The organism is Xanthomonas sp. 3793 (assembly GCF_024806835.1).
Classification (GTDB): domain Bacteria; phylum Pseudomonadota; class Gammaproteobacteria; order Xanthomonadales; family Xanthomonadaceae; genus Xanthomonas; species Xanthomonas arboricola_F.
On the sequence record NZ_JANTYU010000002.1, the window covers coordinates 192,180 to 205,528 of the forward strand.

Below are 13,349 nucleotides of genomic sequence, written 5' to 3' on the forward strand. Positions count from 1 at the left end.
CGGATGTGCATGTACGGAATCGTACAGCGCAGTACGCGCATGGAATCGGCGATCGCGTTGCAAATCAAGGCGTTGCAGTCGGCGACTACATGGCACGCGTCCTGCTGTCACCTTGGCATGGATATCGCCAAGTCTCCCCGTCGTTTTCGTCTGCGCCGCCTGCACGTGGGTGTGTTGGTTGGTGGCGCCGTGCTGCTGGTTGCCGGGATCGCGGCCGTGGGCCTTGGCCGCGCCAGCCCCCGCGTGGAGCGTGCCAGCGTGTGGATCGGCACCGCCGAACGCGGCGATATGTTGCGCGAGATCCGCGCCACCGGTGTGCTGGTCCCGCGCGACACGCGCTGGATCACCGCTGGCGCGCCGGCCACCTTGGAGCAGGTGCTGGTGCAGGCCGGCAGCCGGGTCGAAGCAGACACGCTGATCCTGCGGTTGCAGAATCCCGAGCTGGTGGCCAACCAGGAAAAGGCCACCGCCGCGTTGGCCGGCGCCGAGGCGGAGGTGGCCGCCGCACGCACTGCACTGGCCTCGCAACTGCTCGATCAACAGGCGCTGCAGACGCGGGCCAGTTCCGATTGGCGCATTGCCGAAGTCAAGACGCAGGCCTATGAGCGCGCGCATGCGGCCGGTGTCATTTCGGCGATCGAATTGCGCGAGAGCCAGATCACCGAGGCGCAGCAGCGCGGCCGCGCGCAGATCGAACAGCAGCGCGTTGCGGCATTCCGGCAGAACATGGCCGCCCAGTTGCGTGCGGCGCAGGCACGTCGCGACGAGGTGGCCAGCAGCCTGGCGATCGCGCGTCAGCAACTGGCCGCGCTGCAGGTGCGTGCCGGTATCGCGGGCATCCTGCAACAGGTCGACGTAGAGCCCGGGCAGCAGGTGGCTGCAGGGGCCAAGCTGGCCCGGGTGGCGCGGCCGGATCAGCTGCTGGCGCGGCTGCAGGTGCCGGAAGTGCTGGCCAAGGATCTGTTGCTGGATCTGCCGGTCAGTGTCGATACCCGCAACGGTCTGGTCGCCGGCAGCGTGATCCGTATCGACCCTGCGGTGCGCAACGGCAGCGTCAGCGTGGATGTGCGCTTCGTGCAGCCCTTGCCGGCCGGCGCCCGGCCGGACCTGTCGGTCGATGGCCGCATCCGGCTTGGCATGCTGCGCGATGTCATCAGCGTCGCGCGCCCCGCGCTGGCCGCGCCGAATTCATCGGCCGCACTGTTTGTCGTGCAGCCCGGTGGCGATGCCGCCGTCCGCGTGCCGGTGCGGTTTGGCGCCGTCTCCAGCGACCGTATCGAAATACGTGCCGGGCTCCGGCCCGGCGACCAACTCATCCTGTCCGATACCAGCCAGTGGGCAAGGTTTCCACGGTTACGTCTACGCTAGACCTTCAAGGAGAGCTCCATGCAGCCCACTGTTACCCCCGCCGCTCCGCTGATCCGCCTGCACGGATTGAGCAAGGTATTTCACACCGATGAGGTGGAAACCCACGCGCTTGCCGAGATTGCGCTGGAGATCGCGCCGGGCGATTTTGTCGCGATCACCGGGCCTTCGGGCTGCGGTAAATCCACGCTGCTGTCGATCCTGGGCCTGCTGGATGCGCCCAGCCACGGCGACTACCTGCTGCAGGGCCGCAATGTCGCCGATCTCACTGCCCGCGCACGTGCCCGCGTGCGCAACGACCATATCGGCTTCATCTTCCAGGCCTTCAACCTCATCGCAGACCTTACCGTCGAAGAAAACGTGGCTTTGCCGCTGACCTACCGCGATGGCATCGGGACTGCCGCGCTGCGCCAGCGGGTGCGCGAGGTGCTGGAACTGGTCGGCATGCACCACCGGCAGCGGCACTATCCCGGCCAGTTGTCCGGCGGCCAGCAGCAACGCGTGGCGGTGGCGCGCGCGCTGGTGGGGGAGCCGGCGATCCTGCTCGCCGACGAGCCCACCGGCAACCTCGACACCCGCAACGGCGAGTCGGTGATGCAGTTGCTGGAGCAGCTCAATCTCACCGGCACCACCTTGTGCATGGTCACCCACGATCCTGCGTTTGCGCGCCGGGCCTCGCGGATCGTGCACATGCTCGACGGCCGCATCGTCGACGAAGACACCTTCGAGCGCATTCGCCACGAACACGACAGCGTCTTGCCGACGCGGGTCACGGAGCCATCGCCGTGATGGCGCACGCGCTGCTGTGGCGCGAAGCCAGGCAATCGTGGCGGGGCCTGTTGCGCCGGCCGGGCTATCTGCTGTTGGCCAGCCTGACGCTGGCCCTGGGCGTGGCGACCACCACGGCCGTATTCGCGCTGCTGGACCAGGCGCTGCTGGCACCGTTGCCGTTTCCGCAGGCCGAACAATTGGTCACCCTGGGGCGCCCTTCCGAGCAGGGACGCAACGTGGCAGGGCCCGGCTATTACGCGCCGCTACGCCGCCTGCCGGGCCTGTCGGCCACCGGGATGCTGCGTGCCTGGCCGTTGCCGATCAATATCGCCCGCGGCGACAGCGCCGATGTGGTGCAATCGATCAGCGCGGACCGCGGCTTCCTGCAGACGCTGGGTGTCCGCATGGCGGCCGGGCGCAACTTCGACGATGCAGAAAATCAGCCAGGTGGTCCGTCTGCGGTGATCCTGAGTTACCCATTCTGGCAGCGCTATTTCGGCGGCGACCCGGGCGCAGTGGGGCACCTGTTGCAGGTGGAAGGCCGTGCGGTCCCGGTGGTCGGGGTGTTGCCGGCGCAGTTTCCGTGGGCCGAGCCGTTCGATCTGATCCAGACCATGCAGCCTGACCTGGCCACCACCAATCTCTCCACCAACGAAATCATCGTCGGGAGGCTGAAGCCGGGCGTGCGTCCGGAGCAGGCCTCTGCGCAGGTGGCAACGGCCCTGGAGGCCGCACTGCGGACCAACCCCGGCATGACCGATACCTGGTTTCAGGAGCTGCAGCGGCATCCCGCCAACGCGTTGCCGCTGAAGAACGCGCTGTATGGCGCCAATAGCGGCAACATGCTGTGGCTGTTCTTTGCCGCCGCAGGGTGCGTGCTGGTGATTGCGGCGGTGAACCTGGTCAGCCTGATGGCGTTGCGTGCACTTGGCCGCAGTCACGACAGCGCGGTGCGTGCGGCGCTCGGTGCATCGCTGGGTCGGTTGAGCCTGCCGGCGCTGGCCGAAGGCGTCTTGATCGGCCTGATCGGCAGCCTGGGTGGTGTGCTGCTGGCGTGGATCGGCCTGCGCCTGTTGGCCAGCTGGGTGCCGGTGATGTGGTTGCGCGGCGACAGTGCGCATCTCACCGGTGGCAGTGCGCTGTTTGCGCTGCTGGCAGGGATCGGCACCGCCGTGCTCGCCGCCGCGCTCGGTGTCGCGCGCAATCGCAACCGCAACCTGGTGCTGGAACTGGTCGGCGGGGGGCGTGGCGGATGGAGTCTGCAGGCCGGGCGATTGGCGCGTGTGTTGGTGGTGGTGCAGGTGGCCATTGCCGTGGTGTTGCTGGTGGGGGCCGCCTTGTTTGCACGCTCGTTGCAGCAACTCTCGCAGGTGCCGATGGGGTTCGAGAGCAGGGCCGCAGCCATCTTTACCCTGGCACCGGTCAAGCAGCGCTACGCCACGGCGGCGGACGCGGTGGAGCAGGCGCGGCGCATCGTCGAACGCTTGCAGCGCGAGCCCGGAATCGCGCTGGCAGGCGTGTCCACCAATCCACCCACCACCACCCAGCTGAGCTGGAGCGTGTCGACCGCGCAGGCGCCGTCGTTCAATACGCAATACCGCCTGGTCACGCCGGGATTTATGGAAGTCTTTCGGATCCCGCTGCTTGCCGGCCGCGCGATCGGCAGCAACGACAGCGCAGGCGCCGAAAAGGTCTGCCTGGTCAGCGTGTCGTTTGCGCAGCGCTATCTGGGCGATGAGGCCATCGGCAAGCAGGTCGTGCTGGAAGATGATGGCAACAATCAGCGCGTGCCCATGCGTGTGGTGGGCGTTGTCGGCGATGTCCGCCAGGCCGGGCCGGCCGAGCCTGCGCCCCCCATCGTCTATCAACCGTTGGCGCAGATGAGCGATGCGATGTACCAGGTCCTGCGCAGCTTCGGCGGCCTGACCTACGCGGTGCAACTGCGTGCGCAGGCGCAGCGTGTGGACGAGCGCGCGTTACGCGCCGCCCTTGCCGAGGTCGCTCCGCAACAACCCATCGCCGACCTGCAATCCATGCAAACCGTGGTGGCCACCACCACCAGCGACCAAAAGCTCAACCTGTTGCTGGTGGGCCTGTTTGCCGGGCTGGCCTTGCTGCTCGCTGTGGTCGGCCTGTACGCGGTGATGGCGGTGGCGGTGACCGCGCGGCGGCACGAGTTCGGCGTGCGTGCCGCGATGGGTGCCTCGTCTGCGCGCTTGCTGGGCCAGGTGTTGCGCGAAGCGGCGCTGCAGCTGGGCATCGGATTGGCGATCGGTCTGGGCATCGCCATGGCGCTATCACGCGTGTTGCAGCGATTCTTGTTCGACGTGCGGGTGGCCGATCCCCTGGCCATTGGTGGCGTGCTGCTGGCACTGGGTCTGACGGGCCTGCTCGCCGCGTTGGTCCCGGCCTGGCGCGCGGCCTGCGTCTCGCCGATGCAGGCGTTGCGGCTGGAATGAAGACAGGCACAGCTCCACCGACACGCGGGCAGGCCGCATGCACGATGCGGTCGGGCACGCATGCGGCCGCCTGCGCGCTGGTGTCCGCTGCCCGCGCATTGCGGGCATGCGCATCGCGCCGCGTCGCGATCCGGCGCATGGCCGCTAGACTCTGCGCATGACGGTTCCTTCAACTCCCGTATCCCGCATCCTGGTGGTCGACGACCAGCCCGACGTCCGCGAGGCGATGCGGCTGCTGCTCAAGAGCGCCGGCTACGGCATGGTGGGCGCGGAGTCGCCGGAGGTCGCGTTGGGTTGCCTGCGTGGCGATACCTTCGCCGCAGTGCTGGTGGACATGAACTACCGTCGCGACACCACCTCTGGCGAAGAAGGGCTGGGCTTGATCGCGCAGATCGCCGCGCAGTGGCCGGGCTTGCCGGTGGTCGCAATGACGGCCTGGGCGAGCGTCGGCCTGGCGGTCAACGCCATGCAGCATGGTGCGGTGGATTTTGTCGAAAAGCCCTGGCAGAACGCGCGCGTGTTGAGTGTGCTGGAGAGCCGCATCGCGCTGGACCGTAGCCGCCGCAGCGAGCGCCGCCTCAGCCAGGCGCAGGCGTTGCGGCTGCAGGAGGCGGCCGGCGGTTTTATCGCCGAATCGCCGGTAATGCAGCGTCTGCTCGACGATCTGTCGCGCATCGCCAAGAGCGACGTCGGCGTGCTGTTGCTCGGCGAAAACGGCACCGGCAAGAGCGTGGTGGCCGACCTGCTGCATCAGTGGTCCGCACGGCATGCGCAGCCCCTGATCAAGGTCAACATCGGTGGGCTGGCCGCCAGCGTGTTCGAGTCGGAGATGTTCGGCCATGTGCGTGGCGCCTTCACCGATGCGCGCCAGGACCGCAGCGGGCGCTTCGAGCTGGCCGATGGCGGCACGTTGTTTCTCGATGAAATCGGCAATCTGCCGCTGGAACAACAGGCCAAGCTGTTGCGCGCCATCGAAGACGGCGAGTTCGAACGGGTGGGCGCCTCGCGCACCCAGCGCGTGGACGTGCGCATCGTGGCGGCAACCAACGCCGATCTGGGGGCGGATGTGGCTGCCGGACGCTTCCGCCAGGATCTGCTGTATCGCCTCAACACGTTTCAGGTACGCGTGCCGCCGCTACGCGAACGCCATGAGGACATCCTGCCGCTCGCCAGGCACTACCTCGCTGCGGCGTGCACGCGTTATCGGCGCGCCCTGCCCACGCTGGCCCGCGATGCCGAGCAGGCCTTGCTCGGCTATGCATGGCCGGGCAACGTGCGCGAACTGGCGCATGCGATGGAGCGCGTTGCGCTGCTGGTCGATGGCAGCGAGATCGGTGCCCAGGACCTGCGCATGCGTACCGCGGCCCAGGACACAACGACAGTCGCGGCACGCATGACCCTGGACCAGGCCGAGGCGCTGCTGTTGCGCACCGCGCTGGCCGACCAGCAGGGCAACCTGCAGCGCGCCGCAGAGCAACTGGGCATCACCCGCCAAAGCCTGTACCGGCGCATCGGCAAGCACGGGCTACGTGGCGACGATGTCGGGTAAGCCACTGCGCTGGCAAGCGTGGTGGGGGGCGGTGCCCGCGCTGCTCGCACTGGCGGTGGTGCTGTGCGTGGGAGCGCCGGCACCCACCGAGGCCGCGCTGTTACTCGCCTGCGTGCTCCTGCTCACCGCGGTGGTGATACGCCTGCGTCGGCGCCGTGATGGTCACCGCCAGCGCACGCTGGCCGGATTGCTGGACGCATTGCGCGAGGGCGACTACAGCGTGCGGGCCGTCTCGGTCGCCGACAGCGATGCCATGCTGTTCGCACGTTTCAATTTGCTGGCGCAGCGCTTGCAGGACGAGCAGCGCGACGTGCACGAAAGCCTGCAGTTGTTGAGCAAGACCTTGGCAGCGCTGGACGGTGCGGTGTTCGCCTTCGAGCAGGACTGGCGCCTGCGCCTGATCAACCCGGCCGGCGAACGCTTGCTGGGAGCCACTGCCGACACACTGCTCGGTTGCTCTGCCGAGTCGCTTGGCCTGTCGGAGTTGTTCGCGGTGCCCTCCGGAAGCATCCACGTGCAGACATTTGCCGGCCAGCAAGGGCGCTGGCAAGTGGGGCACGCGGCCTTGCGCAGCCGCAGCCAGGCCGGTCATCTGTTGGTGCTGCAGCCGATGGAGCGCGCATTGCGCGATGAAGAGGCGCAGGCATTCCGGCGCTTGCTGCGTGTGCTCAGCCATGAGATCAACAATTCGTTGGCGCCGATCGGCTCGATCGCCGACACCCTGGCGCGCATGGTGCCGCCGCCGGCAGCGGTGGTGGACGCGGAGCTGCACAACGATCTGCGCGGCGGGCTGGCGGTGATCGAACAGCGCAGCGTCGCGCTGCAACGCTTCCTTGGCGGCTATGTACGCCTGGCACGCCTGCCCCCACCGAGCGTGATGCCGATTGCATTGCAGCCCCTGTGCGCGCGCGTCCAGCAGCTGCTCGACGACCCACGGCTGTGCATCGACATCGCGCCTGCGCTGCAGGTGCAGGCCGATGCGGATCAGCTGGAACAGGTGCTGATCAATCTGGTGCGCAATGCGCTGGAAGCTGGTGGACAGGCACAGGTCTGGCTACGCGCGTGGCCCGGCGACACGGACGCCCGGATCGAGATCGTCGACGGTGGTGCCGGGCTACCGCCCAGCGACAACCTGTTTGTGCCGTTCTTCACCACCAAGCCCGGTGGCTCCGGCATCGGGCTGGTGCTGTCGCGGCAGATCATCGAGGCGCAAGGCGGCAGTCTGAGTCTGCATGCACGTACCGATGCGCTTGGCACAGTGGCCGAAATTCGCGTGCCGCTGCATGCTTTGCGCGATGGATGATCGACGCACCGACACGATGAGCACCACGACACAGGACAGTGTGGCCGGGCACAAGGCAGTGACGCCCAAGCGCAGCCGCCGCTGGCGACAGTGGCTACGCTGGAGCGCGGCGGCCGTGCTGGCCACGTTGCTGGTGCTCGACCTGGCCTTCCCGCTGCCGCTGCCCAAATCGCGCGCTACCTCGACGCTGGTGGTGGCGCGCGACGGCACGCCATTGCGCGCGTTCGCCGACCGCAATGGCGTGTGGCGCTATCCGGCCAGCCCGGACACGGTGTCGCCGTTGTATCTGCAGGCGTTGCTGAACTACGAAGACCGCTGGTTCTGGCGGCATCCCGGGGTCAACCCATGGGGCCTGTTGCGTGCCGGCGGGCAGTGGATGGGGCAGGGACGCATCGTCTCCGGCGGTTCGACTTTGACCATGCAGGTGGCCCGCATCCTGGACCCGCACACGCGCACGCCGTGGGGCAAGGTCAAGCAGCTACTGCGTGCGCTGCAGCTGGAAGCGCATCTGAGCAAGCGCCAGATTCTCACCCTGTATCTGGAGCGCGCACCTTACGGCGGCACCATCGAAGGCGTGGAGGCGGCCAGTTGGGCGTATCTGGGCAAGCCGGCCAAGGCGTTGTCGCAGGCCGAAGCGGCGTTGCTGGCGGTGCTGCCGCAATCGCCCAGCCGGTTGCGCCCGGACCGTCACCCGGAAGCGGCGCAGCGTGCGCGCGACAAGGTGCTCGACCGCATGGTGGAGCTGGGCGTGTGGTCGCGCGCGCAGGTGGACGATGCCCGCATCGAGCCGGTGGTCACTCGCTCGCTCAAGCCGCCGCTGCATGCCGCGCTGCTGGCGCAGCGTCTGCATAGCGCCCAACCGCGTGCCGCGCGCATCGTGACCACGCTGGATGTGGAGTTGCAGCGCACGCTGGAAGAACGCGTGGCCACGTATTTTTCGCAATTGCCCGAGCGCACCTCGGCCGCCTTGCTGGTGGTCGACAACGCCAGCATGGAAGCGCGAGCGTATGTCGGCTCGGCCAGCTTCGGCGATCGCAAGCGGCTCGGTCATGTGGACATGGTGCAGGCCTGGCGCTCGCCCGGCTCCACCCTCAAGCCGTTCCTGTACGGCATGGCGCTGGACGATGGCCTGATCCATTCGGAAAGCCTGCTGGTGGATGCGCCACAAAGCTTCGGCAACTACCGGCCCGGCAACTTCGATGCGGCCTTCAACGGGCCGGTGGGTGCGGCCACCGCACTGCGGCTGTCGTTGAATGTGCCGGCGGTGGATCTGCTCGATCGCATCGGCCCGGCACGCTTTGCCGCACGGCTGTCCAATGCCGGCATCGCGCTGCACTTCCCGCGTGGCAGCACGCCGTCGCTGGCGTTGATCCTGGGCGGCACCGGCGCGCAGTTGCAGGAACTGGTGGGCGCGTTCGCGTCGCTCAATCGTGGCGGTATCGCCGGACGCGTGCGCTACACGCCGGACGATGTCCGGATCGACCGACGGCTGATGTCGCCAGGTGCGGCCTGGATCGTGCGCGAGATCTTGCAGAGCAATCCGCGCCCCGGCTACGGCAGCGGCACCTTCGACACCGCCGCGCGCCCAGGTGTGGCCTGGAAGACCGGCACCAGTTATGGCTACCGCGATGCCTGGGCGATCGGCGGCACGCGGCGTTATACCGTCGGCGTCTGGGTGGGCCGCCCGGATGGCACGCCATTGCCGGGCCAGTACGGTGCGGTGACCGCATTGCCGTTGATGTTCGAAGTCATCGATGCATTGCCGCGTAACGCCGGCGACAGTGCGCCGCCACCGATGCCGGCCACGGTGCAGGCGAGGGAGATCTGCTGGCCCCTTGGTGGCGCGCTGGAGCAGACGCCGCCGGACCTGTGCGCACGCCGTGCCGAGGCCTACGCACTGGACGGCGCGTTGCCGCCCACCTTCGCCGAACGCGACGCGCGCCTGTGGCAAAGCGGGCGGTTGCAGTTCGAAGTGGACGCGCGCAGCGGCCAGCGCCTGTCGCAGGAGTGCACGCAGCCGCACGTACGCACGTCCCGTGCATTGGCGCGCTGGCCGGCGCTGCTATCGCCCTGGCTCAGTGCGGCAGAACGCACGGCCGCACAGTTGCCGCCACTGGCAGCGGACTGCCTGCCGGACGGGCGCATGACCGGCGGCGGCGTGCTGCGCATCGACGGGCTGAGCGACCGCGCCACCTTGGCCCGCGCAAACGACACCGCACGCCCGGTACGCCTGCAGTTGCGCGCGCTCGGCAGCGAGGCGCGCATCGACTGGCTGTTGGACGGTCGCTGGATTGCCCAGACCGACGGACGCCAGGGATTTCAGCGCGACTTTGCCGAAGTGGGCGCGCACACGCTCACCGCCATGGCCAGCGACGGCGCCTGGACGCAGGTGCGGTTCCGCGTCTTGCGTTGAGTGGGGAAGTCGCCGCGCACGTTGGCGCGCAGCTGGGCGCGATGGGGCGTTCTCGGTAAGGCTGCGTCGCGCCCGGGTGCGCTCCTACGGTGGGCAGGGTTGTGCTGCCGTCCTCACCTGCCATCAGATACGAGCAGGGCGCTCAATGGCATCGTCTTCAATGCGGTATCCATATCGGCGTTGTACGGCCAGGCAGGCCAGCAGACGCTCACCGCGATGGCGATCGGCAGGTGTGAACAGAGTGAACTGCACGTAGGAGCGCACCTGGGTGCGATGGGCCGTTATCGGCAAGGCTTCGTCGCGCCCAGGTGCGCTCCTACGGTGTGGGTATGGGATGGTTGTGGCCGCCGTCCACACAAGCCGCCAAGAAAACAGGGCGCCAATGGCGCCCTGTTTTCTTGCATCTTCAACAGCGTCGCCGCATCGGCGCGATCCGCACCCATGCAACACACTTACTCGCCGATCCAGCCTTCCAGCATGTCGGCAAATTCGTCGGCGTGCTCTTCTTCCTGGGCCAGGATGCTTTCCAGGATGCGCTTGGTGGTGGTGTCCTTGTCGCCGATGAAGTCGATCATCTCGCGATAGCTGTCGATGGCGATGCGCTCGGCGATCAGGTTCTCCTTGACCATGTCGCGCAGATCGGTGCCTTCCTTGTATTCGGCGTGCGAGCGCTTGGTGAGCGTGTCCGGATTGAGGTCCGGCTCGCCACCCAGCTGCACGATGCGCTCGGCCAGCTTGTGCGCGTGCGCCTGTTCCTGCTGCGCATGTTCCAGGAACTCGCCCTTGACCGCGTCGGCAAGCATGCCCTTGGCCATGAAGTAGTGGCGGTAGTAGCGCAGCGTACACACGTACTCGGTCGCGAGCGCGGTGTTGAGCAGTTCGATCACCTTCTCGCGATCGGCGTGGTAACTCTCGGTGATGGCGCCGTCTTCGATGCTCTGGCGTGCGCGTGCGCGCAAGGTGGCGGTATCGGTGATACCGGCGGAGGTTTTGCTGGCTGGCTGATCAGACATGGCTGGCCGTTTTCCTTCTGAGTGGACGGGGGAATCGCTCTTTCAATCTGGCAGATGCTGCAGCACGTAATCGGCCGCAGACACCTTGAACTCGCCGGGCTCTTCGACGAACAAGGCCTTGACCACGCCGTCGTCGGCATACAGCGCGTAGCGGCGCGAACGCAGGCCCATGCCCGAACCGCTCGCGTCGATTTCCAGGCCCAGCGCGCGCACCAGTTCGGCGTTGCCGTCGGGCAACAGGTGCAGGCCATCGGGAATCAGCTGGCTGCGCCCCCAGGCCTGCATCACGAACGGGTCGTTGACGGCGGTGCACAACACTTCGATCCCGCGTTTGCGGAACTCCTCGAAGTGCTCCACATACCCCGGCAGGTGCTTGGCCGAGCAGGTAGGCGTGAATGCGCCCGGCACGGCGAACAGCAGGACCTTGCGGCCGGCGAACAAGCTATGCGTGTCGACCGCTTCGATGCCTTCGCGCATGCGCTTGAGCACCACTTCGGGAATGCTGTCACCAACGGCGATGGTCATGGTGCTGGGCTCCTGTGGCTGAACGGATTCTAGAAAAGGGCAGGGGAAAAGCGCGTCAACGCGCTTGAAATCCGCAAGGCCACGCCTATCTGACGCACATGGCCGGCGCGGCGGTGCATGCCGCAGTCGCCGGCCCCTCACCCAACCTTTTGGAGGCTTGCAATGAACATCGTTCGTTATCCCCAGTGGCCCACGCACGCCCTGCAAAACGAGATCAAGCACGTGTTCGATCGTTTCTTCGAACAGAACAGCGATAGCGACGAATCGGCCGTGGTCACCGCCCAGTGGGTGCCGCGTGTGGACATCAAGGAAGAGCCCAACCACTTCGTACTGTATGCCGACCTGCCGGGCATCGACCCCAGCCAGATCGAGGTGCAGATGGACAAGGGCATCCTGTCGATCAAGGGCGAGCGCAACAGCGAGTCCAGCACCGAGACCGAGCGCTTCTCGCGCATCGAACGCCGCTACGGCAGTTTCCACCGCCGCTTTGCGCTGCCCGATAGCGCCGATGCCGACGGCATCACGGCGGCCGGCCATAACGGCGTGCTGGAAATCCGCATCCCCAAGCGCCCGGCAGCGACCCCGCGTCGTATTCAGGTGGGCAACGGGCACGACACCAGCGGCAGCACGGTGCAGTAAGCGCCAGCACGTGCAGCGGCGGCTGGTCAGGGCCAGGGCTTTGGGGTGTGCATGACACCCGGACCCGGGTCGCCAGTTGCAGGCGCCCGGCAGCGCGGCGCGCTGCCGGGTACGTGCTGTCAGGCAATGGACCTGGAGCGGGGTCGCCGACTTCGCTCCCCGGCGACGGCCGCGCCGTAGAATAGGCGCGGTCGCCCGCCCGGCTGCGAAGAGATCGGCCAGCAACCCAGTTGCGTGACCGCCCCGCGGGCGCGGTTGGTGTCTGGAATCGTCAGGTACGGCACGTATCTGACGATTCCCACCCCCGCGTCACGCATGGCCGTCCCAACCCGTTGTCTGCCTCTCGAACTGGCTCGTGGCCCTGGCTGCGGGCCGTTTTTTTTCCAGAGGTGAACAGATGGAATTCAAGGATTACTACGCAACGCTGGGCGTTGAACCCAGCGCAGGCGACGCGGAGATCAAGACCGCCTACCGTCGATTGGCGCGCAAGTACCACCCCGACGTCAGCAAGGAAGCCGGCGCCGAAGACAAGTTCAAGGCGATCAACGAAGCCTACGAGGCGCTGCGCGACCCGCAAAAGCGCAAGGCCTACGACCAGTTGAAGGCGCAGGGCTATCGTCCGGGCGACGAGTTCCAGGCACCGCCCAGCTACGGCGGCGGGCAGGGCTTCGACTATGAAGAAGTGTTCGGCAACGGTGGCGCCGGTGGCGGCTTCAGCGACTTTTTCGAAAGCCTGTTCGCCGGCCAGCGCGGCGGCCGTCCGCGCGGCCCCGGTGCCGGTCCTGGTGCAGGCGCCGGTCCGCAGGCGCGTGGCGACACCCGCGCCAAGCTGGCGGTACCGCTGGAAGCGGTGCATTCCGGCGACAGCGTCCGCATCACCATCAACGGCAAGCAGCTGGACGTGCGCGTGCCCAAGGGCGTGCAGCCCGGCCAGGTGATCCGCCTGAGCGGGCAGGGCAACGGCGGCGGCAATCTGCTGCTGGAAATCGAATATGCCGCGCACCCGCAGTTCGAGGTGGACGGGCGCAACATCCTCTACACCCTGCAGGTCATGCCCTGGCAGGCGGCGCTGGGCACCACCATCAGCGTGCCCACCCTGGGCGGCTCGGTGGAGTTGAAGGTGCCCGCCGACTCGGAGGCCGGCCGCAAGCTGCGCCTGCGCGGCCGCGGTTTGCCGGGGACCACCCCGGGCGATCAGATCGTGGAGCTGGAAATCCTGGCTCCGGCGCCCACCGACGACGCCCAGAAGAAGGCCTACCGCAACCTGGCCAAGGCCTTCGGCGAGACGGTGAGCTGAGCCGATCAAGGCAAG

General features: G+C 67.5%; 10 protein-coding genes. 8 read left to right on the top strand and 2 right to left on the bottom strand.

Annotation, left to right across the window (positions count from 1 at the left end; genetic code table 11):
• Nucleotides 1–117: 117 nt before the first annotated feature.
• The 6 genes from FHY18_RS07175 (at nt 118) to pbpC (ending at nt 9,860) form a co-directional block, all read left to right on the top strand.
• Nucleotides 118–1,368, top strand: a complete 1,251-nt coding sequence (locus FHY18_RS07175) for an efflux RND transporter periplasmic adaptor subunit (protein WP_259153118.1) — start codon at nt 118–120, stop codon at nt 1,366–1,368.
• Between the two features lie 18 nt (nt 1,369–1,386).
• Nucleotides 1,387–2,154 (top strand): ABC transporter ATP-binding protein, encoded by a 768-nt coding sequence (locus FHY18_RS07180; RefSeq protein ID WP_259153119.1) that lies wholly within the window; start codon nt 1,387–1,389, stop codon nt 2,152–2,154.
• On the top strand, nt 2,154–4,595 hold the full coding sequence (locus FHY18_RS07185; protein WP_259153955.1) for an ADOP family duplicated permease: 2,442 nt from the start codon (nt 2,154–2,156) through the stop codon (nt 4,593–4,595). The genes FHY18_RS07180 and FHY18_RS07185 overlap by 1 nt, the downstream gene beginning before the upstream one ends.
• A 157-nt stretch (nt 4,596–4,752) precedes the next feature.
• Nucleotides 4,753–6,144, top strand: coding sequence for a sigma-54 dependent transcriptional regulator (locus FHY18_RS07190; RefSeq protein WP_259153120.1), 1,392 nt, complete (start codon nt 4,753–4,755; stop codon nt 6,142–6,144).
• A 799-nt stretch (nt 6,145–6,943) separates the two neighbouring features.
• Nucleotides 6,944–7,447, top strand: a complete 504-nt coding sequence (locus tag FHY18_RS07195) for an ATP-binding protein (RefSeq protein WP_259153956.1) — start codon at nt 6,944–6,946, stop codon at nt 7,445–7,447.
• 16 nt (nt 7,448–7,463) lie between these two features.
• Nucleotides 7,464–9,860, top strand: a complete 2,397-nt coding sequence (gene pbpC, locus FHY18_RS07200; protein ID WP_259153121.1) for a penicillin-binding protein 1C — start codon at nt 7,464–7,466, stop codon at nt 9,858–9,860.
• A gap of 452 nt (nt 9,861–10,312) precedes the next feature.
• On the opposite strand, the gene FHY18_RS07205 is transcribed toward pbpC, so the two are convergent.
• Both FHY18_RS07205 and FHY18_RS07210 read right to left on the bottom strand, forming a co-directional pair.
• Complete coding sequence (locus tag FHY18_RS07205; protein WP_046963150.1) at nt 10,313–10,873, bottom strand: ferritin-like domain-containing protein; 561 nt, start codon at nt 10,871–10,873, stop codon at nt 10,313–10,315.
• A 42-nt stretch (nt 10,874–10,915) separates the two neighbouring features.
• Nucleotides 10,916–11,398, bottom strand: coding sequence for a peroxiredoxin (locus FHY18_RS07210; protein WP_259153122.1), 483 nt, complete (start codon nt 11,396–11,398; stop codon nt 10,916–10,918).
• A gap of 162 nt (nt 11,399–11,560) precedes the next feature.
• Between FHY18_RS07210 and FHY18_RS07215 the strand changes: the two genes are divergently transcribed.
• Nucleotides 11,561–12,037: an Hsp20/alpha crystallin family protein gene (locus FHY18_RS07215; protein ID WP_259153124.1), complete on the top strand. Its 477-nt coding sequence runs from the start codon at nt 11,561–11,563 to the stop codon at nt 12,035–12,037.
• 397 nt (nt 12,038–12,434) lie between these two features.
• The gene (locus FHY18_RS07220; protein WP_259153125.1) at nt 12,435–13,334 is read left to right on the top strand and encodes a DnaJ C-terminal domain-containing protein; all 900 of its coding nucleotides are present in this window, start codon (nt 12,435–12,437) and stop codon (nt 13,332–13,334) included.
• The last annotated feature ends 15 nt before the right edge of the window (nt 13,335–13,349 follow it).

Excerpts from the sequence above, each read along its gene's own strand:
- FHY18_RS07185 (WP_259153955.1), top strand. The coding sequence starts at position 2,154 with ATGGCGCACGCGCTGCTGTGGCGCGAAGCCAGGCAATCGTGGCGGGGC.
- FHY18_RS07210 (WP_259153122.1), bottom strand. The coding sequence starts at position 11,398 with ATGACCATCGCCGTTGGTGACAGCATTCCCGAAGTGGTGCTCAAGCGC.
- FHY18_RS07205 (WP_046963150.1), bottom strand. The coding sequence starts at position 10,873 with ATGTCTGATCAGCCAGCCAGCAAAACCTCCGCCGGTATCACCGATACC.
- FHY18_RS07180 (WP_259153119.1), top strand. The coding sequence starts at position 1,387 with ATGCAGCCCACTGTTACCCCCGCCGCTCCGCTGATCCGCCTGCACGGA.
- FHY18_RS07215 (WP_259153124.1), top strand. The coding sequence starts at position 11,561 with ATGAACATCGTTCGTTATCCCCAGTGGCCCACGCACGCCCTGCAAAAC.
- FHY18_RS07190 (WP_259153120.1), top strand. The coding sequence starts at position 4,753 with ATGACGGTTCCTTCAACTCCCGTATCCCGCATCCTGGTGGTCGACGAC.
- pbpC (WP_259153121.1), top strand. The coding sequence starts at position 7,464 with ATGAGCACCACGACACAGGACAGTGTGGCCGGGCACAAGGCAGTGACG.
- FHY18_RS07220 (WP_259153125.1), top strand. The coding sequence starts at position 12,435 with ATGGAATTCAAGGATTACTACGCAACGCTGGGCGTTGAACCCAGCGCA.
- FHY18_RS07175 (WP_259153118.1), top strand. The coding sequence starts at position 118 with ATGGATATCGCCAAGTCTCCCCGTCGTTTTCGTCTGCGCCGCCTGCAC.